The following is a 24,487-nucleotide window of genomic DNA, read 5'->3' on the forward strand; positions in this document are numbered from 1 at the left end:
TCAAGATCTCTTTCAATAAAGATTAAGACAAATTAAAGGTCTGATTGTAAATTAATTCATTTTAGTATCTTACTCCTTGGCTAGTAACGACACGTATTCTATTCATCATGAAAAATAACTCCGAACAATTGCTTTCTTTTCTGAAATCTATGGGAGGAATTGTATGGGAAGCTGATTCAATGATGCGACTATTTAATTTCATCGGAGATCCTAATCAGCATATTTTAGGTTTTCCGCAGGAAACGTGGACAGACACACCTGGTTTTTGGGAGAGTCGCATTCATCCCGATGATATTGGGGTGGTGTCTGAATACCGAAATTTGAATGACAGCCCTGGGAAAATCCATTCTTTTGAATATAGAATGATTAGTGCGGATGACAATATCAAATGGGTTAAGGACACAGTTTCTTTTATCACTGAAAGGGATGTTCAACCTTTTCTTTGTGGAATTAGGACTGAAACCACAGCCTTTAGAAGGCTAATCGCTCTGGAGCAGCTGGAAAAAAATGTGTTTCGGCTGAATATGAATAATTCCCTTCATGAATTGCTTTTATGCTATCTCGCAGGGCTCGAAGAATTGTTTCCTATGATGCAATGTTCAATTCTGAAAATCAAAAATGGTCGCTTGCATGATGGTATATCTCCCTCCTTGCCTGGTGCCTACATGGCTTCCCTTGAGAACGTACAGATCGGTGAGAATGTGGGATCCTGTGGCACTGCTGCAGCTTTAAAACGACAGATCATTGTTACTGATATTTCTACTGATTTTAAGTGGATAGGTTACCGCGAGCTTGCTCTTATGCATGGATTGATGGCATGCTGGTCAAATCCTGTAATCGGTACTGAAGGAGAGGTGATAGCTACGCTGGCAATGTATTACCGTCAACCCAAATCACCAACTGAAGATGAACTAAGAGTGATGGAACGTGCGACAGCATTGCTACAAGTCATACTAGAAAACAGACAAAACACAGAGATCATTATCGAGAAGAATTTGCTGATGCTACAGAGTCAGGAACTCGCACATTTTGGTAACTGGAACTGGGATATCGAGCATAATATTGTCACTTGGTCGCCTGCCTTGTATGCAATCTACGGATTGAATCCAAATGAATTCAAAGCGACCTTTGAAGGATATCTTGAATTGCTGCATCCGGATGATCGGACTAGGGTAAAAGAGATAATTGAAAATGTGTTGAGTACCGGAGAGGATACCGATTTCGAAGAAAGAATTGTCCGTCCAGATGGTGAAGTACGTTATTTAAGGTCTTGGGCTAAGCGCAAATCTGATCCGAACGGAGAAATACTTGGAATGATTGGCGCTTGTCTGGATAACACTGAGAAAGTCAGTAGGATTATGGCTATTGAAGAACAAAACCAGCAATTTCGGGAAATCGCATGGTTACAATCTCACATAATCCGAGCACCACTAGCTCGGATCATGGGACTTATCGATCTGATCAAAAATACATCTGTAGAAGAATTGTCACAAAGCAAACTGCTGGACTATTTATTGACCTCAGCCAACGAATTAGATGACCAGATCAGGATCATAACTCAAAAGACCGAGTTAAAAGATGGGACTGAAATATAAAATGTGCTTAGGCGAAAGTTTATCCAGCATATAGATAATGGGGCAAAAAAAATAGTGTTCCATTTACTTTTAACCCGCATTATGCATTAGCATTTCTATTGCGACCAATAATTGCTTCAAAATCAGTCACTGCGTTGCAGTTTTCGACTTCACCATATCCGCCGCGGCGGACTCAGTCTCCAAACAGCCTGATTTTATTGTAATTAATGGTCTCTTAACGAAACCTAATGCAAAATCCGGGTTTAAGGTTCTAAAACCCAATACCACGGAAGGATTCTTAGTTTTAGTTTCGGTTTAACAAAAAAAGAGTCCTGCATCAGTGCAGGACTCTTTTTTTATTTGTGAGATGAGTAGATTAAAGCTTCTTGATCATCACGTTTTTGAAATAAACAAGGTCACCGTGATCTTGTAGCGCAATTCTGCCTTTCTTGTAGGTGCCGAAGTTAGGCATGTCTTTGAATTTGCTGCCTGCAATCAATGCTTCCCACTCGGGAGTCCAAAGTGTAGTGCTTACCACTGTAGTGCCATTAAGGATGAGATCCAGCTTTCCATTGTCTGCAATGATCTCAGCTGAGTTCCACTCTCCATAAGGCTTCACCGTTTCTTCACTGCTTACGATGAGATCATACAGATCTCCGGCTCTGTGGCTGACGATTTTGGCGTCAGGATGTCCATCGTTATCCAGAACCTGCATTTCCATACCGGTATTCCAAGAATACTTATATTCGGGAGCTTCGTGAGAATAGAAGATTACGCCACTGTTTCCATTTTGGGCGATTTTCCAATCGTATTTTAGGTGGAAATTTTCGTATTCCTCATTTGTGACGATATCTCCACCGTCACCTGTCTGCCAGCCGTCTTTATTTTTAGCGTCAAGGTATGCTTCACCATTTTCGACTTTCCAGGCATTGCCTACCTCTCCTCCACCATACTTGTGCCAGTTGGAGAAATCGTTGTTGGCAAATAGATCTATCCATTCTTCTGCTGGAGCTTCTGCCACAATTACTTCTTCAGTTTCTGTTTCGATAGCTTTTTCCCCGGAACACGAAGCAAGTATACTTGCAAGTGCGGCGACGATGATATAGTGTTTTTTCATCTGTTTATATTTTGTTTTAAGAGGTCAGATAGCCTGTCCCGTCCGCCGCAGCGGATCGGGAGAATCTCGCCAGGCGAATAATCATCCTTCCGTGTGTCGTCTTCGACATGCTCGATTTCATGTGTTTATTTCTTGATTTTTCAAAGGGCAGCTGGAATCTCACATAGTTAACAATCATCCTCCTTGTGGTGCTTGCGCCATGCTCGATTTCATCTTATTTTCTCAAAAGGAGTACATAGCTAATCATGTCTTTGGCATCTTCCATACTCAAGGTAGGATGCGGAGGCATTGGGATCTCCCCCCATACACCTACACCACCATCGATTACTTTTTGTGCCAATAAGTTGACGTTTTCTTCAGTATTCTCATATTTAGCTGCTACATCAGCATAAGACGGGCCTACAATTTTCCTTTCTACCATGTGGCAGGAGGTACAGTCAGAGGTCTTTAGTTTAGCTAGCCCTTTGATGTAAATAGGGTTGTCTTGGTATTTTTCTTCTAGACTGATTTCCTTCTCAGGAGCGGCTGCCGGAGCATCGGCAGCAGGAACTGAAGTGGTTTCGGAGGTTTTATCACCGCCACAAGCAAAGGTAAGTCCTGCCAGAGCTACTATGGCAAGGTTTAAAGGTTTTGTGATTTTCATTAAATTGGATATTAAAATTGATTGAGTAATTAGATCCCTAGTATTTTTTTGTTGAAAGCTTCGTCCGCACCCATTCCGGCAAAATCATCAAATGCTTTTTCCGTAACTCTTATAATGTGCGAATCAATAAATGGTGCGCCTTCCGCAGCCCCTTGCTCAGGATGCTTAATGGCACACTCCCATTCTAAAACGGCCCATCCGTCGTAATCGTACTGCGAAAGTTTGCTAAAAATTCCGCTAAAATCAACTTGACCATCGCCCAGTGATCTGAATCGGCCTGCCCGCTCTACCCATCCTTGGTATCCACCATATACTCCCTGCTTGCCTGTAGGATTGAATTCTGCATCTTTCACATGGAACATTTTGATTCTTTCGTGGTAAAAATCAATGAATTGCAGATAGTCTAAGCATTGAAGCACGAAATGACTAGGGTCATAAAGTATGTTTGCACGTTTGTGGTTATTGACTTTATCTAGAAACATTTCAAATGTCACTCCATCATGTAAATCTTCTCCCGGGTGAAGTTCATAACAAACATCTACACCATATTTGTCAAATTCATCCAGAATAGGAGTCCATCTTTTTGCAAGTTCAGTGAAACCTGTGTCCACAAGTCCCGCCGGTCTCTGAGGCCAAGGATACACTGTCTGCCACATCAATGCTCCTGAAAAGGTAGCATGCGCAGTAAGTCCCATGTTTTGGGAAGCTTTTGCCGCATATTTCAACTGTTGCACTGCCCATTCGGTTTTGCCTTGCAGGTTGCCTTTCAGATTGGCAGGAGCAAAGCCGTCAAATAATTCGTTGTATGCCGGATGAACAGCTACTAATTGTCCCTGCAGGTGCGTGGAAAGTTCGGTGATCTGTAAACCCGCCTCTTTCACTGTGCCGAGGATTTCATCTGCGTACGTTTTGCTCTCGGCAGCCTTTTGCAGATCTATCATTCTGGCATCCCAACTCGGGATTTGTACACCTTTGTAGCCTAGATCGGCCATGTAGTTACAAATGTTCTTCAGGTTGTTGAAGGGTTCTTTGTCGTCAATAAATTGGGCGAGAAAGATCGCCGGGCCTTTGATTGTCTTCATTTTACTGAGGTTAAATTATTAGGTTTAAGAATTATTTTTCTACTTCAAAAGGTGTCCATTTAATGTCAGACTCATTGCTTTTCAATACATGCTCTATGAAAGCCATGCCTCTGATTCCGTCTTCTATTCCGGGGTAATCTTCCCATTCCTGCTTGGGAGTTTCTCCGGCTCGCTCAGCATAGATGCATCTTGCGAAATTTCTGTACAGATTGGCAAACGCTTCCACATATCCTTCGGGGTGACCGGCGGGAGTTCGGATGTTTTCATTAGCCAGTGAGCCCAGATATCCTGTTCCGGCTCTCAAAATCTGATCCGGTGCATCCGGCCAGCGTGCGATTAGGGTGTTGTTCAGTTCCTGTTCCCACTCTAGTCCGCCTTTCTCTCCATAGACACGAACTTTGAGATTGTTTTCCGAACCGGTGTCCGTTTGAGATGCCATAAGTACTCCTGACGCCCCATTTTCGAATCTCATAAGTACCACACCGTCATCATCAATAGGTCTACCCTCAACTTTTATATAAAGATCAGCACAGATATGGGATACTTTCTCCCCGCTAACATATTCAGCCATATGAAATGCATGCGTACCAATATCCCCCATACATCCTGCCAAACCGTTTCTTTTTGGGTCAGTACGCCATTCTGCTTGCTTGTTGTTTTCAGATTCCAGTAGCTTCCAAAGCCATCCCTGAGGATACTCTACGTAGACTTTCCGCACTTTACCTATGTGCCCTTCAGCGATCATTTGCTTGGCTTGCTTGATCATCGGATAGCCGGAGTAGGTATGGGTTAGGAGAAATCTTTTCTTTGAAGCATTGACTATATGATACAGTTCTTTTGCTTCTGCATAATTGAGAGTTAGCGGTTTGTCCAGTGCCACATGAAAGCCATACTTGAGTGCTTTAACAGTGGGGTCAAAATGCACATTGTTTGGGGTCACAATTACGACTACATCCATTCGCTCGGATTCGGGAAGTTCCAGTTCTTTGGCAAACATCTCATCATAATTGGCATAAACTCTTGCCGGATCTAGCATGAGTTCTTCACCCCGTTGTTTTGATTTTTCGGGATTTGAGCTGAATGCTCCGGATACCAGCTCGAACATTCCGTCCATCAGGGCTCCATTTAAATGGATAGCTCCAATGAAAGAACCCGGACCGCCGCCTATGAGTCCTATTTTTAATTTCTGTGAGGATGACATTTGGAAAAAGACGTTATATTCAGGATTAAATGCTTGAAATAATTGATTCCTAATGGAAAAACCTTCGCTCTTCAAGTGAATTGATAGAATAATTGATCGATAGCTCCATCATGGTATGAGTGGCTTTGTCAGTTGCTGAGAAGCCCTTGTTTTGGGAAGTTGTTTGAACGGCCTAAAATACTTCAAATTGGCTAAACTTTAAACTTTGGACCATCCTTTCAAGCAAACACTACCTAATTCTGAGTTTAAATTTATGAAATCGAGCAGTCGAAGACGACACACAGAGGGATGATTATTCGCCGTGCGAGATTCTCCCGATCCGCCGCGGCGGACGGGACAGGCTATCTGACCATTAAAAATCAAAATATAAACAGATGAAAAGCACTACCAAGCTACGATTGTCCATTATGATGTTTCTGGAGTTTTTTATCTGGAGCTCTTGGTTCGTGACGATGGGGACTTTTTTGGGATCAAATCTTCTTGCAAATGATAAGGATATTTCTCTTGCATTTTCCACTCAATCATTCGGAGCGATTATCGCCCCATTTGTGGTTGGATTGATTGCCGACCGTTACTTTCATGCACAGAGGATCCTGGGAGTCATTCATCTACTGGGAGCCGGGTTGATGTACCTGCTTTACAATTCCACGGAATTCTCAGGATTCTTCCCACTACTCCTTATATATATGATTTTATTCATGCCTACCCTCGCATTGGTAAATTCAATTTCTTTTAATCAGATGAAGGATCCCGCAAAAGAATTCTCTAGGATCCGTGTGTGGGGAACGATAGGCTGGATCACAGCCGGTTTATTGATCAGTTTTTTGTCTTGGGATAGTCAGGAAGGATTGAAGGAAGGCTTGTTGAGAAATACATGGCTCATGGCAGCTGCCAGCTCTTTGGCTTTGGGGTTGTTTAGCTTCACGCTTCCGAAGACTCCACCCCAGGCCGGGAATGCCGGGGATTTCAGACTTTCTGAAGTGCTTGGGTTGGATGCATTGGGATTGTTAAAGCATAAGAATTATGCGGTTTTCTTTATTTCTTCGATCCTGATCTGCATCCCTCTGGCATTTTATTATCAAAATACCAGCCCTTTTCTTACAGAGATAGGCTTGGAGAATTCCACAGGAAAAATGGCAATGGGACAAGTGTCAGAAGTGGTGTTTATGCTTGCTCTGCCTATTTTCTTTTTGAGATTTGGGATCAAAAAAACCTTGATGGTAGCCATGATTGCCTGGGCAGTTCGCTATGTTTTTTTTGCTTTTGGAGATGCAGAGGAAGGGGTTTGGATGTTGCTGATAGGCATTGGGTTACACGGGGTTTGTTATGACTTTTTCTTTGTAAGTGGTCAGATCTATACCGATTCGCATGCCGGCTCTAAATACAAGTCTTCAGCGCAGGGGTTAATCACTCTGGCTACCTACGGTGTTGGAATGCTGGTGGGGTTTTGGGCGGCAGGATTAATCTCGGAATTTTATACAAATAAAGACGGAATACATCTTTGGCAATCAATTTGGTTAATTCCTGCTGGTATTTCTGTGTTGGTTTTGCTACTTTTCATGGCTCTTTTCAAGAAAGAACAAATAAATTCACATCAATAAAACCCCCTCATGACCAAACCTATTGACACAGGAAGAAGAGAATCTTTCAAAAAAGTCTTGCTTGGCGGCGCTGCATTCAGCACCCTTTCTTCATTCAAAATGAAAGAAGAAAAACCCTACGAATTGAAAGGGAATATTAACCATGGTGTTTGCCACTGGTGTTTCCGCGATTATAGTCTGGAAGATTTCTGCGTGGAGGCGAAGAAAATAGGCATCAAAGGCATAGATCTGATAGGCCCAAACAATTGGCATATCCTGAAGAAGCACGGGTTGGATTCGTCTATGTGCAACGGCGCTGAAATTGGTCTTGAAGACGGTTTTGGTGAGGTGAAATATCACGAGCAATTAATTAAAAATTATACTGAAATGATTCCTAAAGTAGCCGAGGCAGGTTACAAAAACCTTATTTGTTTCTCTGGAAATAGGAGAGGAATGGATGATGAGACTGGCTTGAAAAACTGCCAGATAGGTTTGGAAAAATTGATTCCTTTGGCTGAAAAGCATGGAGTGATCCTTCAAATGGAGCTTCTTAACAGTCGAATAAATCACAAAGATTACTTGTGTAGCAAGTCTGCTTTTGGCGTTGAGCTATGCAAGCGGTTGGGAAGTGAAAACTTCAAATTGCTTTACGATATTTACCACATGCAGATAGATGAAGGAGATCTTGTCAGAAGTATACAGGACAATCATCAGTATTTTGGGCATTACCACACTGCTGGAAATCCGGGTAGAAACGAACTGGATGATACCCAGGAGATTTACTACCCTGCTGTTATGAAAGCGATAGTGGCTACGGGATTCCAAGGCTATGTCTCTCATGAATTTATTCCAAAGTCTGAGGATAAAATGGCGGCATTGGCTCAGGGAGTTCAGATCTGTGATGTCTAAACAAAAAACGAAAAATAAAATCCATAGGTATGGCAAATGAATCATATGACGCAATCGTAGTTGGGTCTGGAATAAGCGGCGGATGGGCTGCAAAAGAATTAACAGAGCGAGGCTTAAAAGTTTTGCTCCTCGAAAGAGGGCCGAATGTTGAGCATATCAAGGATTATAAGAGTGCAACTCTCCCGCCTTGGGAGATACCGCACAGAGGAAGAGATACGCAAGAACTTATAGAAAAGCATCCAAACCTCAGAAGAGATTATGTGCTGGATGAGTTGAACCTTGATTGGTGGGCACATGAGGATGAATCTCCTTATGTAGAAGAAAAGCCCTTTACTTGGTTTAGAGGGTATCAAGTAGGTGGACGGTCCTTACTCTGGGGTAGGCAATCCTATAGATTTTCTGACTTGGATTTCGAAGGAAATGTAAAAGAAGGAGTGGCGGTAGATTGGCCTATTCGATACAAGGATATTGCTCCCTGGTATTCTTATGTAGAGAAATTCATTGGGGTGTCAGGCTCTAAAGATGGTTTGGACGTACTTCCTGACGGTGAATTTATGCCGCCTATGCCGATGAACTGTGTGGAAAAAGATGGTGCTGCAAAAATTAAAGAGCACTATAAAGGAGCGAGAACATGGACTATTGGCCGTCCGGCTAATATTACTGAGCCGCTACCGGGTAGACCTGGTTGCCAGTACAGAAGTAAGTGTTCATTAGGGTGTCCGTTTGGCGGGTATTTCAGTACTCAAGCTTCCACCTTGCCTGCGGCACAGGCTACAGGAAACCTGACATTGAGGCCTTGGTCGATCGTGAGAAGACTGATTTACGATAAGGACACCAAGAAGGCTACGGGTGTAGAAGTAGTGGACGGGCAGACGAATGAAACTATTGAGTACGATGCGAAAATCGTATTCCTTTGTGCTTCTGCTTTCAACTCTACCGCTATTCTGATGCGTACCGCGACAGATGTTTGGCCGGGTGGCCTGGGAAGTAGCTCAGGAGAACTTGGACATAACGTCATGGATCACCACTTCCGTTTGGGAGCGAGTGGTACTATGGAAGGATACGATGACAAATATTACTTTGGACGACGACCAACCGGGCTTTATATTCCAAGATTTCGAAATGTCAATGGTGATAAGAGGGATTATCTTCGGGGGTTTGGGTATCAGGGTGGAGCTAGCCGTAGTGGGTGGAGCCGTGATGTAGCCGAATTGAATTTTGGTGCACCGATGAAGGAAGCGCTTACGCAACCCGGACCGTGGTCTATGGGAATTACAGCTTTTGGTGAAATTCTTCCTTATCATGAGAACACGATCAAGCTAAGCGATACTGTGAAAGATAAGTGGGGAATGGAAGCATTGGTGATGGATGCTGAGATCAAAGAGAATGAAATAAAAATGCGTAAGGATATGATGGCTGATGCAGCAGAGATGCTGGAAGTGGCCGGATTCAAAAACATCAATCAGTACGATGCAGGATATACCTTCGGGCAGGGGATCCACGAAATGGGCACAGCAAGAATGGGACGTGATCCGAAAACTTCTGTTTTGAATGGGAATAACCAGGTATGGGAAGCTAAAAACGTATTTGTGACTGATGGTGCCTGCATGACATCGGCAGCAGCGGTGAACCCATCACTTACCTACATGGCTTTGACGGCAAGAGCGGCAGCTTTCGCTGTGGATGAACTGAAAAAGCAAAACCTCTAAGCGTAAAAGACAAGACTATGACTATGAATAGAAGAGACGCTTTGAAAAGCGTCATGGTAATGATGGGAGGAACGATGATCGGCGCTACGGCGATCATGACAGGCTGTGCCCCGGAAAACCAAATTGAAGGGCTGGACTTTGATCCCGATGATATTGCTTTCTTGGACGAGTTGGGAGATACCATTATCCCGGAGACCGATACGCCCGGTGCTAAAGCCGTGGGAATTGGATCGTTTATGGTGATGATGGTCAAAGATACCTATGACGGAGATAGCCAAAAAACATTTGTTGACGGGCTGAATAAATTGAGAAAAGACTTCAAATCTGCTAACGGAAAGGACTTTGTAGGCGCGCCGGCAGAGGAAAGACTTACTTATTTGAACGGAATGTATGATGAATTCAAATCCAGCGGAAAGGATAGAAGCCCGCAGGTGATTAATATGCTTCGTGATTTGACTGTTCTCGGCTATTTTACCTCAGAAATTGGGGCTAGTCAAGCACTGAACTTTGTGGAAACACCGGGAAGATTCGATCCATGCATTCCTTATAATAAAGGAGACAAAGCTTTCGCTATTTAATCAATCTAACCTTATATAAATAGCCTGCCCTTACCAAGGGTAGGCCAGCTTATTATGAATAAACCTAGAAGAAAATTCCTCCAGATGGGGGCAATGCTTGGTGCAGGGGCCGTACTTTTCCCCTTTGAATTTGCCTCAGCCAAGAATGGTGTTTTGAATCCTGCAAAAGCCAAACTTTCAAAGTTTGGCCTTCAACTGTACTCAGTGAAGGAAGAGATGGCAAAAGATGCTTCAGGAACCATGCGCCAACTGGCTGGATATGGATACAAGCAATTTGAAGGATTTGATGGTGGCAAAGGGATCCTTTGGGGTATGCAGCCTTCAGAGTGCAAAAGTTTGTTGAATGAGATCGGGGTTGATTTTATTTCCTCTCATGCCAATGTCTTCAAGGATCTGGATGTACAGGCTGAGCAGGCGGCGGAAGTCGGGATGAAATACCTGATTTGCCCATATATCGGAGCACAAAAGACTGTGGACGATTGGAAAAAAATAGCAGATAGATTCAATGATGCCGGTGAAACATTGAAGTCTCACGGAGTGAAATTTGCCTACCATAATCACGATTATACCTTCAAAATGCTTGAGGGTCAGTTGCCACAGGATGTGTTAATTGAAAATACAGACCCTGATTTGGTGGATTTTGAATTGGATATGTACTGGGCATACGTAGCGGGCTATGATCCGTTAGAGTACGTGGCCAAATTCCCCGGCAGATTCAAACTTTGTCATGTGAAGGATGCTGAAGCTGAAGGAGGAAATGCACACGACCGCGGCGTGCTACTAGGCGCCGGAGAGATTCCTTATGCAGAAATAATCAAGAAGTCCAAGAAATACGGAATGGAGTATTTCGTAGTTGAGCAAGAAAGATTTGTAGGGACTACCCCTATGGAGGCAGCAGCCAAGAACGCAGCTTATTTAAGCAAGTTGAAAGTGTAAATTAATTGTTAGCCCGTTTCTTTCTAAACAGTAGAAAATACACTGCGAGTGCTAAAATGATCAACAAAGCCACTTCAAATTGAGACCAGATTTGGGATCGATTGATGATGATGCTGGCTTTGTTGATTAATTTTTCTCCTTCTTCGAGCTGGATTTTACTCAAATTATCAAGGTCTTGTTGGGCTTTGCTTATTTTTTGATCGTAGAGTTGTACCTGTTCCATATTGACACCGGAGGAGTCTGAATAAAGCAGGCTATAATTTTTTATCTGCAGGTCATTTTCTATGATACTTCTGAAATCGGTCAAGTATTGGTTTTCTCTTTCTGTAAGGTTCGTTTTCTCAAAAGCCTCCACTATTGCCATGATATCCTTCTCTCTTTCGGCTATTTCATTTACTACTTTCGAATAATCATAGTTGATGTCACAATGATCGACTAGTTTTTGGATTCGGAATAAATTTTCAGAAATCCTAAATATATATCCTTCCACCACCAGACGGTCATTATAGACTTCCTTGAAGGTACTGCTTATGTCTTTGAAGGCTTGGCGTTCTGTGAGATTTTTACCATAAATCAAAAGCATCAATAAACCAATGACCACAAGGGCCGTGATTTTTCTTTTTTTAAAAGCAGGTTTTTGCATGATTGAATAGTTAGGGTCTGTCGTTTTTTACTGGTTTTAGGAGGCTGTTCGGTTTTTCTATTTTAAACTAAGCATAAAATTATTGAATATAATTTTGTTTACTATTACCATCTAAAATATCATGGATGGGGTCTTTTGTCATAAACCCGCACATATTTCAATTCGGGCATTTTTAAGGTCGTTTTGTGAATAATATTCCAATTCTTCATTTCCCCAGCCATGATCTCCCACATCGTAAGTCCAGTTTTTTTTGATCAGGAAGGCCTTCTTCTGAGAACTCATCTGACCATATTAATCGTGCTTCCTGAGCCTGTGAGGGTAGATTTAAGCAAAATACTAGGAGCAGGGAAGAGAGGAGGGACTTCATTTTGGGCTTTGTTTGGTATGCGCTTTGCAAAATACTAGTTAGTCAAAATAAAAACTTAAACCACTAGTATTATGGCAACCAACTTGAAATTAAAAGGCAATTGGAATATCTTGAAAGGTAAGCTCAAAGAAAAGTACGGGGAATTGACCGACGATGATTTGACTTATGTGGAAGGTAAAGAAGATCAGTTGCTGGGGAAAATCCAAAAGCGGACAGGAGAAGCTGAAGATATAATCAAACGAGAGTTCTTCGAGGAAAATTAACCCAAGAATAGTTAAAAGCGGCGCAAGCCGTTTTTTTTTATGTCCGTTTTTTCAGGTTGCCCGTGAAATCATTTTTCCGTGATAGGCTAAGTCCTTTTGATAGTTTGTTTAAATTTAAGAAAAGAAATAAACCCAAAAGAAATGGCATACTATCATAGATTGGGAACTATCCCACCTAAAAGGCATACTCAATTCCGTCAGCCCGACGGCACTCTTTACAAAGAAGAAGTAGTGAGTTCCAAAGGCTTTTCAGGTATTTACTCTACGCTATACCATATTCATAATCCCAACGAAGTTAAGTCCATTGGCACGCCTGAACCATATTCTTGGAAGCCTGCTACAGCGCATGGGTTGAATCAAACTCACTTGAAGACTTCCGATGTGGACACTACCGGTGAAGATTACTTATCTGCGCGAAGAAATCTCATGATGAATTCTGATGTGATGATGGGGATTTGCTCACCTAGAAATCGGAAAATGGACTATTACTTCAAAAATGCCGATGGAGATGAATTGGTCTATGTGCATGATGGAGAAGGAATCTTATATTCTCAGTTTGGAAAGCTTGAAGTTCACAAAGGAGATTATATCGTAATCCCGCGTACGACGATTTATCGCTTTGAATTTGAAGAAAAGGGGCCTTTGAGATTGCTTATTATAGAATCATCCGGAGCTATAGAAACGGTGAAGCGCTATAGAAACGATGTGGGGCAGCTGCTGGAGCATTCCCCGTATTGTGAGCGGGATATTCGTCCACCACATGAGCTTCATATAGAAAAAGAGAAAGGAGATTACCTCGTACAGATCAAGAAGCAAGGCATGCTTCATCAGTATTCATACGCACGTAGCCCGTTGGATATTGTGGGGTGGGACGGGTATTTGTATCCTTATGCACTTTCAATCTATGATTTCGAACCGATCACGGGAAGAATTCATCAGCCACCGCCTGTTCATCAGACTTTTCAAGCATCGGGATTTGTGATTTGCTCGTTTGTGCCTAGACTTTTTGACTATCATCCTTTATCCATTCCTGCTCCATACAATCATTCCAATATTGATTCTGATGAAGTGTTGTATTATGCTGAGGGGGAATTTATGAGCAGAAAGGGAATAGACAGAGGTTCATTTACACTGCATATGGGAGGTTTGCCACATGGTCCGCATCCCGGCACAGTCGAGAAATCCATAGGAGCAAAAGCCACAGATGAATACGCCGTGATGCTGGATACCTTCAAATCACTTCAGATTACTACCGATGCGCTTGAATTTGTAGATGAAAGTTATCCAATGAGCTGGACCGAGTAACTCAACTTATAATTTTTGATCCTGGGTAAGCGAAAACGAAAAAGCCCCGATCTCCACAGATCGAGGCTTTTGTACTTAGATACGCTGTATATTTAGTTGTTTTTACAGCTGTATAAAGAAAAACTAATCGATTATTTATTGTCTGTGATTTCCAAGATAGGGTAACCTGTAGACCCGTTTGGAAGCTTGATGTTCAGCATCATACACAAGGTAGGTGTGATATCGGTGATCGAGACGTGACGGGAACTTTCCCCTGCGGGCACGTTCCATCCGTAGAACAACATTGGGATATTTGTGTCATAAGTATAACCTGTACCATGTGAGGTGCCTCTGTCTCCACCGGCGAGCCATGCAGGTTCCAGAACCATCAGAATATCACCTGATGCTTTATGGTTATATCCCATTTGCAGACGCATCGCATTACCTGTAGTGAATTCTCTCGTTCTCATGGCAGCACCGGTATACACTTCTTTGATGCCTTCGAATTTCAAAAGGAACTGGGCAATTTCATTTTCGAAATCTTCTTGGTTCAGTTTTTTCTCTCCAATTAATTCATGATTTAGAAAAAGTTGCCCGTTCGAGCTGTTTTTGATCCAGTCGCCTTCTCCGTATTTCGAAGAGATGTAGCTCAGAAGTTCTGCCACCACCTCATTTGTACGAAGATTTCCTGCCGGCACATTTTCACTGATCATGTGCGTGGCTACCTCTGCTACCGCATGGTCAGCAGTTAGGAATACTACATACTGGTCTTTTCCATAGGTTTTGTCCAGATAATTAAGAAGTTTCTCTATTTCTTGATCCAAACGAAGATATGTGTCTTCGATCTCTTTGGATTGGGGGCCGAATCTATGTCCTATGTAATCAGGAGAGGAGAAACTCAATGCCAAGAAATCTGTATCTTCTCCCATGCCCAATTGCTCGCCTTCGAGTGCAGCCAAGGCAAAATCCAAGGTTAGTGTATTGCCGAAAGGCGTGGAAGAAACCAATCCAAATTCTCCGTTGGTCTTTCTTAATTCCTTTAAGTCATACGGAAAAGTAGGAGAGTCTTTCCCTGAGAAAATTCCTTCAAACTTATTATCGTCAGCAATACTTTCTTTGTAGGTGTCTATAGGATAAAGCGTATTCCAAGTTTGGGAGAGATACTTGTCTACTGATTTCTCAGCGTTGAAATTAATCACCCACTCCGGTAATTTATCATAGTAGTAAGACGAAGTCATGAAATCACCTGTCTTGCTGTCAAACCAATAGGCATCACCTAAGTGACCCGCAGGTAGGCTCGCCCCACGGTCTTTGATCGCTACACCGACTACTTTGGAGCGCTTTTGAGTTGCGATTCGAAGTTCGTCAGTTACGGTAGTGGTGAGTAAGTTTCTGGGACTGATAAAGCCATTTTCGGCAGAACCACCGATATTAGTCACCGTAGTGTCTTCTGCACAATAGATCATTTGATCCAAGCTCTTTGCGTACCAGTCATTGCCGATGATTCCGTGAGTAGCGGGAGTGGTTCCTGTATAGATTGATGCATGACCCGGTCCTGTGTACGTTGGGATATAATTATAATGGCCGTTTTTCATCATAAAGCCATCCTTGATTATCCGCTTAAATCCTCCGTCTGAATATCTTTCTGAGAATCTGTACAAGTAGTCTTGTCGCATTTGATCTACAATGATACCGATGACAAGTTTAGGCTTGTCGGCTTGCGACTGGGCAAGCATGGGGCCTGTGGCCAAAATGAAAAGCAAAAATACAATCCCGAATTTTCTCATGTTTTGGTTTTTTTAATAATCAAAGATAAGGATATGCTGCTATCTGTGGATTAAGACTTTGTTAAATGGTCAAAAGAATGGACATTAGATTTCTAACCCCACATGATTTATGAAAAAGACAATCTGGACTCTGCTATTGGCAGTAATCACTACCTGTACTTTTGCTCAATCTTATTTTAATGATGGGCTCTCCCCGGAGTGGCACAGCCAAAGACGGGATGAATTGAGAAAACTTATGCCGGCAAATTCCGTGGCCGTGTTTTTTAATAATCCGGTAAAGAACAGAACCAATGATGTTGATTACATCTATCATCCCAATACAGATTTTTTCTATCTGACGGGATTACGTGAGCCAAATTCAGTTTTGGTAGTTTACAGTGAAGAGCGGCAAGTAAATGGTAAAATGGTCAATGAACAGATTTTTGTGCAGAATAGAGATTCTCGGGCGGAAATGTGGAACGGTAAGCGGTTGGGAGTAGAGGGAATGAAAGAAGTATTGGGCATTCAAGAGGCATTGCTCAATTCTGAATTTGGGGCTAAGTCAGGCGTTAATCTTCAGGATTTTGACAAAATTTTGACTTTTAGTCTTTCAGAAAATATAGAAGAAAGTAGGGCTAACCAGCCGTTGATTGAGATGGTGGAGGGATTTAAGACCGCTGTCGCTTATCCTGAGAAACTCAATGAAGTGAGTGCGCAGATATATAACATGATCAAAAACTCAGACTTGGAGACTTCTGATCTAGTAGTTCAAATGCTGAAGAGATACGGTAATCAATATCCTGACATGATGGAAGATCCATTGATTAACTCTTATATGAATGCAGAATCACCTGAGAAAAGGATGGTGGTGAAGGGGCAAATCCCTGATCAAAAACTGGATATTGCTTTACTTGGAAGCATGATGGATGTACTTCGGGAAGTAAAGACACCTGAGGAAATCACCCTACTCAAGAAAGCTGTAAAAATCTCCGCAGTAGGTCAGATAGAAGTAATGAAGGCAGCGAAAGTAGGGATGACTGAGCGTGAGCTACAGGGAGTGCATGAGTTTATATATAAGCGCTACGGAGCGGAAGAGGTAGGCTACCCATCCATTGTGGGTGGAGGTAATAATGGCTGTATTCTACATTACATAGACAATGATAAGCGTGATTTGAGCGATCGGCTCTTGCTGATGGATCTGGGAGCAGAATGGAGAGGTTATACAGCTGATGTGACTCGTACGATTCCTATCAATGGCAAATTCAATGAGGAAGAAAAAGCCATTTATGAGTTGGTTTACGAAGCACAGGAAGCAGGTATAGCACTTTCCAAGCCCGGGGCTACTTTTCAGGAAATCGATGCTGCAGGCCGTAAAATCATTGACGAGGGGTTGGCAAATCTTGGAATTATCAAAAAAGGTGCGAACCATATGTATTTCCCGCATGGTACCAGTCATCACATTGGCCTTGATGTACATGATAGGGGAACTAGGGATGCGTTGAAAGAAGGTGTTGTTTTTACCATAGAACCCGGGATTTATATTCCGGAGGGCTCTGATTGTGATCCGAAATGGTGGGGAATAGCAGTGCGGATTGAAGATGATATTTTGATCACTGCAGATGGGAATGTAAATCTCTCAGAGGATGCTCCCCGCTCAGTGGCAGCGATAGAGGACATGATGAGATTTCCCAGCGTGCTGGAAGAATGGGTGCTGCCAGAGATAGATTAGGTTTAAATGTATGTTCTCGCAGCGACGCAGCGGCGCGGTAAAAATTATATCTCCCGCTATGGCGCAAAGGCGCAATTTTTTGTAATTTGGTGTGATGTGAAAATTATTTTCAAATGCATGAAAATGAAATTTCTAAGATAATTGTAGATATAGCTTTTTTGATTTACAAAAGGCTAGGTCCAGGATTGCTAGAATCTGTTTATCAAGCTGTGTTTGTGTATGAATTGAAATCCAAAGGTCTTGATGTAAAGACTGAAATTGTAATTCCTGTCCTATGGAATAACATGAAGTTGGACCAAGGATTTCGAGCTGACATTATTGTCAATAACAAGGTTATTATCGAGGTGAAATCTGTAGAAATGCTTCTCCCTGTTCATGCAAAGCAATTATTGACCTACTTGCGCCTTACTAAATTGAAATTAGGCTTATTGTTGAATTTCAACGAAGCCCTGTTAAAAGACGGGATTAAAAGAGTGGCGAACAACTTATAGTTGAGGTCAAGAATAATCGAAATCATTCGCTGTACCGCCGCAAGAGGAAACATTGGACTGGGCTTACCTAGACTGCGTGGGATTCTACAAAGTGCTTACTTCACCGCTCGTGTCACGCACAGCTTAATCCTCCCTCAAACTCTAATTTACCGAGCGGAATTTGCTACACAGTCTTCAAGCCTTTGAGGTTTTCAAAACTACAAGGACATAAAACGCCGCGCCGCCGCGAGAAAACAAAATCAGACGTTACGCCCTTGCGGGAACTTAACCACTTAATCCTTTTTCTTCAGATCGCCCCGTTTGATAGACCGGATAAACTGCCCCCAGGCAAATGGATCAAGAAGCCTGAGTGTTCTCGGACCATAGAGATCCTGGTTTTGGATAGCCTGTCCCTGCTGGAAGTATCTGAAGTTTTCGTTCGCTGAGGCAGGCATGGATTCAGCCCAGCGGAGTAGCATCTCCGGACTCATATTGGCACGGGAGATCGACATAGGATCCACTACATTCAGTGCGATTATTGCTTGCTTGAACTCCTCCTCAGTTGGATAAGGCATTACTTCGATTTCTGCCAAAGCAATTTCATCGACTTGCATGGTAAGGATCAAACTGATTCTATCGCTTTCAACTGTATCAGGTACTTTGAACGTTTGTTTTTTCAACCCGATAAAGCTAAAAACTACGGAGTCACCTGCCAGTACAGGCATAGAAAAATAACCAAAGCGTCCTGAACTGGTACCTCTTCCTTTCTTAGGGACATAAATGTTCACTCCTGCCACAGCATCCGTGCTGTCGGCATTAAGGATAATACCCGAAAGTTGGATTACTTTTTTTTCTTGTTCATCTTGAGCTTTCACTTCATGTGATGAGAAAAATATTCCGATTAGGAAAACAAAGGTGGCGCTAAGGAGTAATGAATTCTTCACAAATTAGAGGACTTTATAGAACGACAGATTGTTATTTCTAATGCGATATTACCCTAATTTCGGGTGATTATTTTATTTTCCCCTCATAAACTCCGTTAAATCTTACAAATGCGGCTAAAAAATATCAGTTTAAACTACGGACTTAGAATATTCAAAGCGCTATCAGAAGAGCCTCGCGTCAGGATTTTTCACCTGCTTATGCTCAACAAAGAGCTTTCGATTTCAGATTTTGAATTGATTTTGGATTTTACGCAGACCAAGACGAGTAGGCATCTCATTTATCTGAAAAACGCGGGGCTTCTTGGAAGCAAACGGATAGATCAGTGGGTTTTTTATTACATACTGGAGGAGTACATGGAAATCATTCAGCAGATTTTTAAGTTCATACAAAAAGACCCGAGTCTCCTTAAGGATCAGGAAACTTTCGAAATCCTAAAATCCAACAGAGAGCTTGCGATCAATAAAATACAGAACAATCAATACCGACGTTAATTTCTCTTGAAAACTTACCAACATCTATTCTTCGACCTTGATCACACACTTTGGGATTACGATCGAAATGTCCAAGAGTCCCTTTCCGAGCTCTTCCTTCATTACAAACTTGAAAAGTTGGGGATTCTGTCTTCTCAATCTTTTATAGAATCCTTTTATGCGGTGAACTTCAAACTTTGGAATGCTTATGATAAAGGAGAAATGCACAAAGAAGAGCTTAGAACAACCCGTTTTCCAAGAATTTTTGAGCATGCGGGAGTTATGGATGCGTTAATTCCGGAAGAATTCGAGGGAGACTTTATGCACAGGACTTCCAGCAAGCCTCACTTATTTCCCCATACGATAGAAATTCTCGAGTACCTCAAGCCTAAGTACAAGCTGAATGTGATCACGAATGGATTTGATGAAAGCCAGGCTAAGAAAATGAATTCTTCAGGCTTGAGTGATTATTTTGAGTTGGTCGTGACATCTGAGACTACAGGATACAAGAAGCCCGATCCGAAAATCTTTCAGTATGCATTGGAGCAAGCCGGTGCAAGGAAGGAAAATAGTCTTATGATAGGAGATAGTCCCGTTTCCGATATTCAAGGTGCGCAAGGAGCAGGTATAGATCAGGTTTTTTTCAATCCGCTCGGAAAGTCTATCCACTTAAAGCCCACCTATACTATTTCACATTTGAAAGAACTGAAAGACATTCTTTAAATGATTGTCGTTGTGGGCGGTTTTCAACATAGGAGACATGAACGTCGGCTTTAGCGAACTAGAAGACTTGCTTTGGGGTTCTTTTATCCCATATTCACCCGCCAATAAAACCTTCTGGTTATCTTTGGCAAATCAGAAAACCATAACCCCAGATATTATGCTCAAAGGTTTTTTTAATGTACCCACTCCGGTAAATGAACCGGTAAAAGCTTACGCTCCCGGAAGTCCCGAGAGAAAGGAATTGCAAGCGGCATTAGAAAGTGCTAGATCACAACAGATTGATGTGCCGATGTATATCGGTTCGGATGAGGTCAGAACAGGCAAAACACATAAAATGTCACCTCCTCATGACCATCAGCATGTGTTGGGTTATTTTCATGAAGGGGATGCTTCCCACGTAGAGCAGGCGATAGATGCTGCACTTGGTGCCAAAGAAGCTTGGGAAAACCTGGCTTGGGAACAAAGGGCAGCCATTTTCTTGAAAGCGGCCGATCTTTTGGCAGGACCATATCGCGCCAAAATCAATGCAGCAACCATGCTTGGTCAATCCAAGAACGCAATGCAGGCAGAGATCGATGCAGCATGTGAATTCATTGATTTCCTGCGCTTCAATGTGCAATACATGACTGAAATCTATGCACAACAGCCTCCTGTTTCAGGAAATGGCGTGTGGAATAGGCTGGAGCAGCGGCCATTGGAAGGGTTTGTGTTTGCGCTGACTCCGTTCAACTTTACCGCTATTGCAGGGAATCTTCCTGCGTCTGCCGCGATGATGGGAAATACCATCGTATGGAAGCCAGCTTACACGCAGATTTACTCTGCAAATGTCCTGATGCAGGTGTTCAAAGAAGCCGGTGTTCCTGCCGGTGTGATCAACTTGATCTACGTGGATGGACCTGTTGTCGGAGATGTTATTTTCAAGCATCCTGATTTTGCTGGGATTCACTTTACCGGTTCTACAGGCGTATTCCAACATATTTGGAAAACCATAGGTACAAACATACAGCAGTATAAATCTTACCCTAGGATTGTCGGCGAGACCGGTGGGAAGGATTTTGTAATTGCCCACAAATCTGCAATTCCCAAGGCTGTGGCAGTAGGTCTTGCCCGCGGGGCTTTTGAGTACCAGGGCCAAAAATGCTCTGCCGCTTCACGTGCTTACATCCCTTCCAATATCTGGGGTGAAGTGAAAGAAGGTTTGTTGGCAGATCTTGCGGATATGAAAATGGGCGGAACGGAAGATTTTACCAACTTCATCAATGCGGTGATTGACGAGAAGTCTTTTGATAAAATTGGCAGGTACATTGACAATGCGAAAGCGAATCCTGCTGTAGAAATCATCTCAGGGGGTAAATATGACAAGTCAAAAGGTTACTTCATCGAACCAACGGTGATCGTGACTCAAGATCCAATGTACACCACGATGTGCGAAGAGATCTTTGGCCCGGTGTTGACTATCTATGTATATGATTCGGAGCGGTTCGAAGAAGCGTTGGAGTTGGTAGATCAGACCTCACCTTATGCCCTGACCGGTGCGATATTCTCTCAGGATCGCTATGCGGTCGAATTGGCAACGACCAAACTTAGAAATGCCGCGGGTAACTTCTACATCAATGACAAGCCAACAGGTGCAGTGGTAGGACAGCAGCCGTTTGGCGGAGCAAGAGCTTCGGGAACCAACGACAAAGCCGGTTCTATGATCAACTTGCTACGGTGGGTTTCTCCACGTACGATTAAGGAAACATTTGTTTCTCCTGAGGATTACCGATACCCTTTTTTGGGGGAAGATTGAGTGATTTTCAATGATCAATAATCAAATTCAATTTTCAAGAGCCTCAGATTTATATCTGGGGCTTTCTGTTTTAACCACTAAGGATGCAGAGGGTTACGCGGAGAGCGCGGCTTAAAGTGCTAGCTTAATTCTATTATTTATTTTTTTTGCGACTTAGTGCCTTAGCGGGAGATTTTATTTATTTTTAGTTACTCTTCTAAAATCTCGTAAGTGAATGAAACTGTTGTTCTTGCTTTGCTTTGTCTTTATCAATTTTTCATGCACTGAAAAAAGTCCGGAAGAAATCTATCAGGGGAAGTTGGAGGAGTTGATTATAGGAGATTTAGTTCTTGAAAAAAATTCGCTTACCAAAGAGTTTACTAACCTTACAGTTGTGGAGGATTCTGAGAATGAGTATTTGGTATACACACGTAGAGCTGGATCAGATAAAGGGACTGCCTATGTTTTCTTAAATCTACTAACTGCAAAAGTAGAGCATGAAGTTGTAATCCCTTCCGAAGGACCTGATGCAATGAAAGGAGGTGCATATTTTTTGCCTATTTCTCTCAATAAATTTGTGGCAGTGAATTCACTTGGCTGGATAGCAACTTATGATTCTACAGGCTCAAAGATCGCTGAAGTAAAATCCAAACTAGATCTTCCTAAAACTTTGGAAACTATGGTGAGGATAGAAGGACGAAAAGGTTTGATGTACTATAAAGATTCGTATGTTCAAATTGGCCAAGACCCCTCACATCTTTCTTCTATTTCAAGAAATTCGGGTCCAGGTGAAATGAGATCTAGTTTTCCGTTAGATTACAAGTCATGGTTGACTAGGATAAATATCGAAACCGGTGAGATTGAGAATAGCGATTTTGGAATACCTGATGGATATGAAATCTTTGGAGGTGATTTGACAGCCACTCAGCTTTTGGGTGCTTATGATAATAAAAGAGGTGTTTTTACTCTTGCTTGGCCGTATTCCGAAGAATTGTTTGTACTAAAGGAGCTTAATCTTCAGGAGAGATTAATCGCCAAATCCTCAGTTGCTTTCAAATTTCTCCCAAGCGAGATTGTCCCATGGGGAACAGAGTGGACAGTTTGGGCCTTGCCGAAAGAAGGCTCGAAAAACATATTCCTGCTATACGATCCAAACCGTGATTTAAATATTAGATGTTCGAAAATCAATGAATCAGGCGCTGGAGAAACCAAATTTGAACGTACTAAGCATTACGTCTTGAGTATCTATTCAGGAGACTGGGAGCTCATGGGGGATTACTTTTTTGATTTTGAAACTGAGTTAGAAGTCGAAAACTGGTTTTTGACTTCAGAAGGACTTTTTATCAACAAACCAGAGCAGAAGTCTGAGGATGCGTATGAGTTTTATAAAATAAATCTGAGTGGGTTTGTGGACTGACCTTTGAGGTGTCATTCCGACGACGAAGGAGGAGGAATCTCCTCGAAGGTCTTTATTACTCAATAAAAATTTTAGGTCTATTACTTGAGAGTTTTCCAAGAAGCTGATGTCTTTTGTTTAAATAAATCTTTGAGGTTAAAAAGAGAACTCAAAGATTAGTTGTATTAATAGCACCTCCAAGGTTACAGTAGCTTCGAAGGTCTTGATTCTAGATATGTGGTAACAATTTCTTAACTTTTTTAGCATGGAAACAGGTCAAGATATTTTTGAGCCGAGTAAAATTTACCACATCTATTCAAGAGGAATGCAGGCATTTCAAAAAATACATCAGGAAATAGAGTCTGATTACTTGCCAGAAGACTTTAAGTCGGAGTAAGGTCTTGATTTAAGGATTTTTGATTATGAAGGAAAGCAGGTGAGGTAAAACCTTCGAGGTCAAAAAAAGACCTCAAAGGTTTGCTAAATTACGTATGCATCGCGCCATTTACCTGTAGCACTTGCCCTGAGATGTAGCTGCTCATGTCAGATCCCAAGAATACACAAGCGTCAGCCACTTCTTCCGGTTTGCCACCCCGCTTCATAGGAATGCCATCTCTCCAGCCCTGTACGGTTTTTTCATCCAGCACTGCGGTCATTTCAGTTTCGATAAATCCTGGGGCAACAGCATTACATCTGATGTTTCTAGAGCCTAATTCCAAAGCCACAGACTTAGTGAAACCTATAATTCCTGCCTTTGAAGCAGCGTAGTTTGCCTGACCGGCATTTCCTTTCACTCCGACTACAGAAGTGATGTTGATGATAGAACCGGATTTAGCTTTCATCATCGTTCTATTCGCTGCTTTTACGGTGTTGAAGCATGATTTTAGGTTGATTCCGATCACTTCATCCCATGCTTCTTCGGTCATTCTCATTAAGAGATTGTCACGGGTAATTCCGGCATTGTTGATCAAAATATCCAGCGTACCGAATTCAGCTACTACATTATTCACCAACTCTTCAGCAGCTTTGAAGTCCGAAGCATCAGACCTGTAGCCCTTGGCTTTGATGCCGAATTCCGCCAATTCTGCTTCTAATTCTTGCCCTTTTTCTACACTTGACAAAAAAGTAAAAGCGACATTCGCCCCCTCTTGCGCATATCTGATAGCTATTGCTCTTCCGATGCCTTTAGATGCACCGGTGATCAATGCCGTTTTTCCTGAAAGTAATCCCATGTAGTTTGAAATTTTGTTTGGCCAAAATTAGAAAAAAAGCTAAAACTTTTGATTCTAAAGTTGATTTCACTTGTTTTTTAGACAATATGATTATTCATT

General features: G+C 42.3%; 24 protein-coding genes. 15 read left to right on the forward strand and 9 right to left on the reverse strand.

The window, feature by feature from the left end:
- Positions 1 to 107: 107 nt before the first annotated feature.
- Complete coding sequence (locus J2X69_RS08430) at positions 108 to 1,595, forward strand: PAS domain-containing protein (protein ID WP_310101453.1); 1,488 nt, start codon at positions 108 to 110, stop codon at positions 1,593 to 1,595.
- 355 nt (positions 1,596 to 1,950) lie between these two features.
- Here J2X69_RS08430 and J2X69_RS08435 read toward each other — a convergent pair whose 3' ends face one another.
- From J2X69_RS08435 to J2X69_RS08450, 4 genes are all read right to left on the reverse strand, one after another.
- Positions 1,951 to 2,691 carry a DUF1080 domain-containing protein gene (locus J2X69_RS08435; protein WP_310101457.1) on the reverse strand — a complete coding sequence of 247 codons (741 nt, stop codon included), beginning with the start codon at positions 2,689 to 2,691 and terminating at the stop codon, positions 1,951 to 1,953.
- A 214-nt stretch (positions 2,692 to 2,905) separates the two neighbouring features.
- Complete coding sequence (locus tag J2X69_RS08440) at positions 2,906 to 3,334, reverse strand: c-type cytochrome (RefSeq protein ID WP_310101460.1); 429 nt, start codon at positions 3,332 to 3,334, stop codon at positions 2,906 to 2,908.
- Positions 3,335 to 3,363: 29 nt separating this feature from the next.
- On the reverse strand, positions 3,364 to 4,416 hold the full coding sequence (locus J2X69_RS08445) for a sugar phosphate isomerase/epimerase (protein WP_310101463.1): 1,053 nt from the start codon (positions 4,414 to 4,416) through the stop codon (positions 3,364 to 3,366).
- Positions 4,417 to 4,447: 31 nt separating this feature from the next.
- The gene (locus J2X69_RS08450; RefSeq protein ID WP_310101466.1) at positions 4,448 to 5,617 is read right to left on the reverse strand and encodes a Gfo/Idh/MocA family oxidoreductase; all 1,170 of its coding nucleotides are present in this window, start codon (positions 5,615 to 5,617) and stop codon (positions 4,448 to 4,450) included.
- 374 nt (positions 5,618 to 5,991) lie between these two features.
- Between J2X69_RS08450 and J2X69_RS08455 the strand changes: the two genes are divergently transcribed.
- From J2X69_RS08455 to J2X69_RS08475, 5 genes are read left to right on the forward strand one after another with little or no spacing between them, the layout of a single operon-like run.
- Positions 5,992 to 7,218: a nucleoside permease gene (locus tag J2X69_RS08455; RefSeq protein WP_310101468.1), complete on the forward strand. Its 1,227-nt coding sequence runs from the start codon at positions 5,992 to 5,994 to the stop codon at positions 7,216 to 7,218.
- 9 nt (positions 7,219 to 7,227) lie between these two features.
- Complete coding sequence (locus J2X69_RS08460; protein WP_310101471.1) at positions 7,228 to 8,106, forward strand: TIM barrel protein; 879 nt, start codon at positions 7,228 to 7,230, stop codon at positions 8,104 to 8,106.
- A gap of 29 nt (positions 8,107 to 8,135) precedes the next feature.
- Entirely contained in the window at positions 8,136 to 9,815 is a 1,680-nt protein-coding gene (locus tag J2X69_RS08465) for a GMC family oxidoreductase (RefSeq protein WP_310101474.1), read from the forward strand.
- Between the two features lie 17 nt (positions 9,816 to 9,832).
- Positions 9,833 to 10,393: a gluconate 2-dehydrogenase subunit 3 family protein gene (locus tag J2X69_RS08470; RefSeq protein ID WP_310101477.1), complete on the forward strand. Its 561-nt coding sequence runs from the start codon at positions 9,833 to 9,835 to the stop codon at positions 10,391 to 10,393.
- Between the two features lie 54 nt (positions 10,394 to 10,447).
- On the forward strand, positions 10,448 to 11,329 hold the full coding sequence (locus J2X69_RS08475) for a sugar phosphate isomerase/epimerase (RefSeq protein WP_310101480.1): 882 nt from the start codon (positions 10,448 to 10,450) through the stop codon (positions 11,327 to 11,329).
- A 1-nt stretch (position 11,330) separates the two neighbouring features.
- Here the strand turns inward: J2X69_RS08475 and J2X69_RS08480 are convergent, their stop codons facing one another.
- Both J2X69_RS08480 and J2X69_RS08485 read right to left on the reverse strand, forming a co-directional pair.
- Positions 11,331 to 11,972 carry an MCP four helix bundle domain-containing protein gene (locus tag J2X69_RS08480; RefSeq protein ID WP_310101483.1) on the reverse strand — a complete coding sequence of 214 codons (642 nt, stop codon included), beginning with the start codon at positions 11,970 to 11,972 and terminating at the stop codon, positions 11,331 to 11,333.
- Positions 11,973 to 12,110: 138 nt separating this feature from the next.
- Positions 12,111 to 12,254, reverse strand: coding sequence for a hypothetical protein (locus J2X69_RS08485; protein ID WP_310101486.1), 144 nt, complete (start codon positions 12,252 to 12,254; stop codon positions 12,111 to 12,113).
- A 156-nt stretch (positions 12,255 to 12,410) separates the two neighbouring features.
- Between J2X69_RS08485 and J2X69_RS08490 the strand changes: the two genes are divergently transcribed.
- Both J2X69_RS08490 and J2X69_RS08495 read left to right on the forward strand, forming a co-directional pair.
- Positions 12,411 to 12,602, forward strand: a complete 192-nt coding sequence (locus tag J2X69_RS08490) for a CsbD family protein (protein WP_310101489.1) — start codon at positions 12,411 to 12,413, stop codon at positions 12,600 to 12,602.
- A gap of 141 nt (positions 12,603 to 12,743) precedes the next feature.
- On the forward strand, positions 12,744 to 13,907 hold the full coding sequence (locus tag J2X69_RS08495) for a homogentisate 1,2-dioxygenase (RefSeq protein ID WP_310101492.1): 1,164 nt from the start codon (positions 12,744 to 12,746) through the stop codon (positions 13,905 to 13,907).
- 131 nt (positions 13,908 to 14,038) lie between these two features.
- Here J2X69_RS08495 and pafA read toward each other — a convergent pair whose 3' ends face one another.
- Entirely contained in the window at positions 14,039 to 15,673 is a 1,635-nt protein-coding gene (pafA, locus tag J2X69_RS08500) for an alkaline phosphatase PafA (RefSeq protein ID WP_310101495.1), read from the reverse strand.
- A 109-nt stretch (positions 15,674 to 15,782) separates the two neighbouring features.
- Here pafA and J2X69_RS08505 point away from each other — a divergent pair, with 109 nt between their 5' ends.
- Entirely contained in the window at positions 15,783 to 17,381 is a 1,599-nt protein-coding gene (locus tag J2X69_RS08505; RefSeq protein ID WP_310101498.1) for an aminopeptidase P N-terminal domain-containing protein, read from the forward strand.
- A 113-nt stretch (positions 17,382 to 17,494) separates the two neighbouring features.
- Positions 17,495 to 17,872: a GxxExxY protein gene (locus tag J2X69_RS08510; protein ID WP_310101501.1), complete on the forward strand. Its 378-nt coding sequence runs from the start codon at positions 17,495 to 17,497 to the stop codon at positions 17,870 to 17,872.
- A gap of 272 nt (positions 17,873 to 18,144) precedes the next feature.
- On the opposite strand, the gene J2X69_RS08515 is transcribed toward J2X69_RS08510, so the two are convergent.
- Entirely contained in the window at positions 18,145 to 18,795 is a 651-nt protein-coding gene (locus J2X69_RS08515) for a carboxypeptidase-like regulatory domain-containing protein (protein WP_409014402.1), read from the reverse strand.
- A gap of 108 nt (positions 18,796 to 18,903) precedes the next feature.
- Here J2X69_RS08515 and J2X69_RS08520 point away from each other — a divergent pair, with 108 nt between their 5' ends.
- From J2X69_RS08520 to J2X69_RS08540, 5 genes are all read left to right on the forward strand, one after another.
- The gene (locus J2X69_RS08520) at positions 18,904 to 19,287 is read left to right on the forward strand and encodes a metalloregulator ArsR/SmtB family transcription factor (protein ID WP_310101504.1); all 384 of its coding nucleotides are present in this window, start codon (positions 18,904 to 18,906) and stop codon (positions 19,285 to 19,287) included.
- A gap of 6 nt (positions 19,288 to 19,293) precedes the next feature.
- Positions 19,294 to 19,989, forward strand: a complete 696-nt coding sequence (locus tag J2X69_RS08525) for a YjjG family noncanonical pyrimidine nucleotidase (protein ID WP_310101507.1) — start codon at positions 19,294 to 19,296, stop codon at positions 19,987 to 19,989.
- Between the two features lie 157 nt (positions 19,990 to 20,146).
- Entirely contained in the window at positions 20,147 to 21,781 is a 1,635-nt protein-coding gene (gene pruA / locus J2X69_RS08530) for an L-glutamate gamma-semialdehyde dehydrogenase (protein ID WP_310101509.1), read from the forward strand.
- Positions 21,782 to 21,995: 214 nt separating this feature from the next.
- Positions 21,996 to 23,177, forward strand: coding sequence for a hypothetical protein (locus tag J2X69_RS08535; protein ID WP_310101512.1), 1,182 nt, complete (start codon positions 21,996 to 21,998; stop codon positions 23,175 to 23,177).
- A gap of 244 nt (positions 23,178 to 23,421) precedes the next feature.
- Positions 23,422 to 23,553: a hypothetical protein gene (locus tag J2X69_RS08540; protein ID WP_310101514.1), complete on the forward strand. Its 132-nt coding sequence runs from the start codon at positions 23,422 to 23,424 to the stop codon at positions 23,551 to 23,553.
- Positions 23,554 to 23,641: 88 nt separating this feature from the next.
- Here the strand turns inward: J2X69_RS08540 and fabG are convergent, their stop codons facing one another.
- Positions 23,642 to 24,388: a 3-oxoacyl-[acyl-carrier-protein] reductase gene (gene fabG, locus J2X69_RS08545; RefSeq protein ID WP_310101518.1), complete on the reverse strand. Its 747-nt coding sequence runs from the start codon at positions 24,386 to 24,388 to the stop codon at positions 23,642 to 23,644.
- Positions 24,389 to 24,487 lie beyond the last annotated feature (99 nt).

The organism is Algoriphagus sp. 4150, from assembly GCF_031457395.1.
Taxonomy (GTDB): Bacteria; Bacteroidota; Bacteroidia; order Cytophagales; family Cyclobacteriaceae; genus Algoriphagus.

Excerpts from the sequence above, each read along its gene's own strand:
- J2X69_RS08475 (WP_310101480.1), top strand. The coding sequence starts at position 10,448 with ATGAATAAACCTAGAAGAAAATTCCTCCAGATGGGGGCAATGCTTGGT.
- J2X69_RS08485 (WP_310101486.1), bottom strand. The coding sequence starts at position 12,254 with ATGAGTTCTCAGAAGAAGGCCTTCCTGATCAAAAAAAACTGGACTTAC.
- J2X69_RS08540 (WP_310101514.1), top strand. The coding sequence starts at position 23,422 with ATGGAAACAGGTCAAGATATTTTTGAGCCGAGTAAAATTTACCACATC.
- J2X69_RS08455 (WP_310101468.1), top strand. The coding sequence starts at position 5,992 with ATGAAAAGCACTACCAAGCTACGATTGTCCATTATGATGTTTCTGGAG.
- J2X69_RS08490 (WP_310101489.1), top strand. The coding sequence starts at position 12,411 with ATGGCAACCAACTTGAAATTAAAAGGCAATTGGAATATCTTGAAAGGT.
- J2X69_RS08440 (WP_310101460.1), bottom strand. The coding sequence starts at position 3,334 with ATGAAAATCACAAAACCTTTAAACCTTGCCATAGTAGCTCTGGCAGGA.
- J2X69_RS08520 (WP_310101504.1), top strand. The coding sequence starts at position 18,904 with ATGCGGCTAAAAAATATCAGTTTAAACTACGGACTTAGAATATTCAAA.
- J2X69_RS08430 (WP_310101453.1), top strand. The coding sequence starts at position 108 with ATGAAAAATAACTCCGAACAATTGCTTTCTTTTCTGAAATCTATGGGA.
- J2X69_RS08450 (WP_310101466.1), bottom strand. The coding sequence starts at position 5,617 with ATGTCATCCTCACAGAAATTAAAAATAGGACTCATAGGCGGCGGTCCG.
- J2X69_RS08435 (WP_310101457.1), bottom strand. The coding sequence starts at position 2,691 with ATGAAAAAACACTATATCATCGTCGCCGCACTTGCAAGTATACTTGCT.
- J2X69_RS08460 (WP_310101471.1), top strand. The coding sequence starts at position 7,228 with ATGACCAAACCTATTGACACAGGAAGAAGAGAATCTTTCAAAAAAGTC.
- J2X69_RS08495 (WP_310101492.1), top strand. The coding sequence starts at position 12,744 with ATGGCATACTATCATAGATTGGGAACTATCCCACCTAAAAGGCATACT.
- J2X69_RS08445 (WP_310101463.1), bottom strand. The coding sequence starts at position 4,416 with ATGAAGACAATCAAAGGCCCGGCGATCTTTCTCGCCCAATTTATTGAC.
- J2X69_RS08510 (WP_310101501.1), top strand. The coding sequence starts at position 17,495 with ATGCATGAAAATGAAATTTCTAAGATAATTGTAGATATAGCTTTTTTG.
- fabG (WP_310101518.1), bottom strand. The coding sequence starts at position 24,388 with ATGGGATTACTTTCAGGAAAAACGGCATTGATCACCGGTGCATCTAAA.
- J2X69_RS08505 (WP_310101498.1), top strand. The coding sequence starts at position 15,783 with ATGAAAAAGACAATCTGGACTCTGCTATTGGCAGTAATCACTACCTGT.
- pafA (WP_310101495.1), bottom strand. The coding sequence starts at position 15,673 with ATGAGAAAATTCGGGATTGTATTTTTGCTTTTCATTTTGGCCACAGGC.
- J2X69_RS08480 (WP_310101483.1), bottom strand. The coding sequence starts at position 11,972 with ATGCAAAAACCTGCTTTTAAAAAAAGAAAAATCACGGCCCTTGTGGTC.
- J2X69_RS08470 (WP_310101477.1), top strand. The coding sequence starts at position 9,833 with ATGACTATGAATAGAAGAGACGCTTTGAAAAGCGTCATGGTAATGATG.
- pruA (WP_310101509.1), top strand. The coding sequence starts at position 20,147 with ATGCTCAAAGGTTTTTTTAATGTACCCACTCCGGTAAATGAACCGGTA.
- J2X69_RS08535 (WP_310101512.1), top strand. The coding sequence starts at position 21,996 with ATGAAACTGTTGTTCTTGCTTTGCTTTGTCTTTATCAATTTTTCATGC.
- J2X69_RS08465 (WP_310101474.1), top strand. The coding sequence starts at position 8,136 with ATGGCAAATGAATCATATGACGCAATCGTAGTTGGGTCTGGAATAAGC.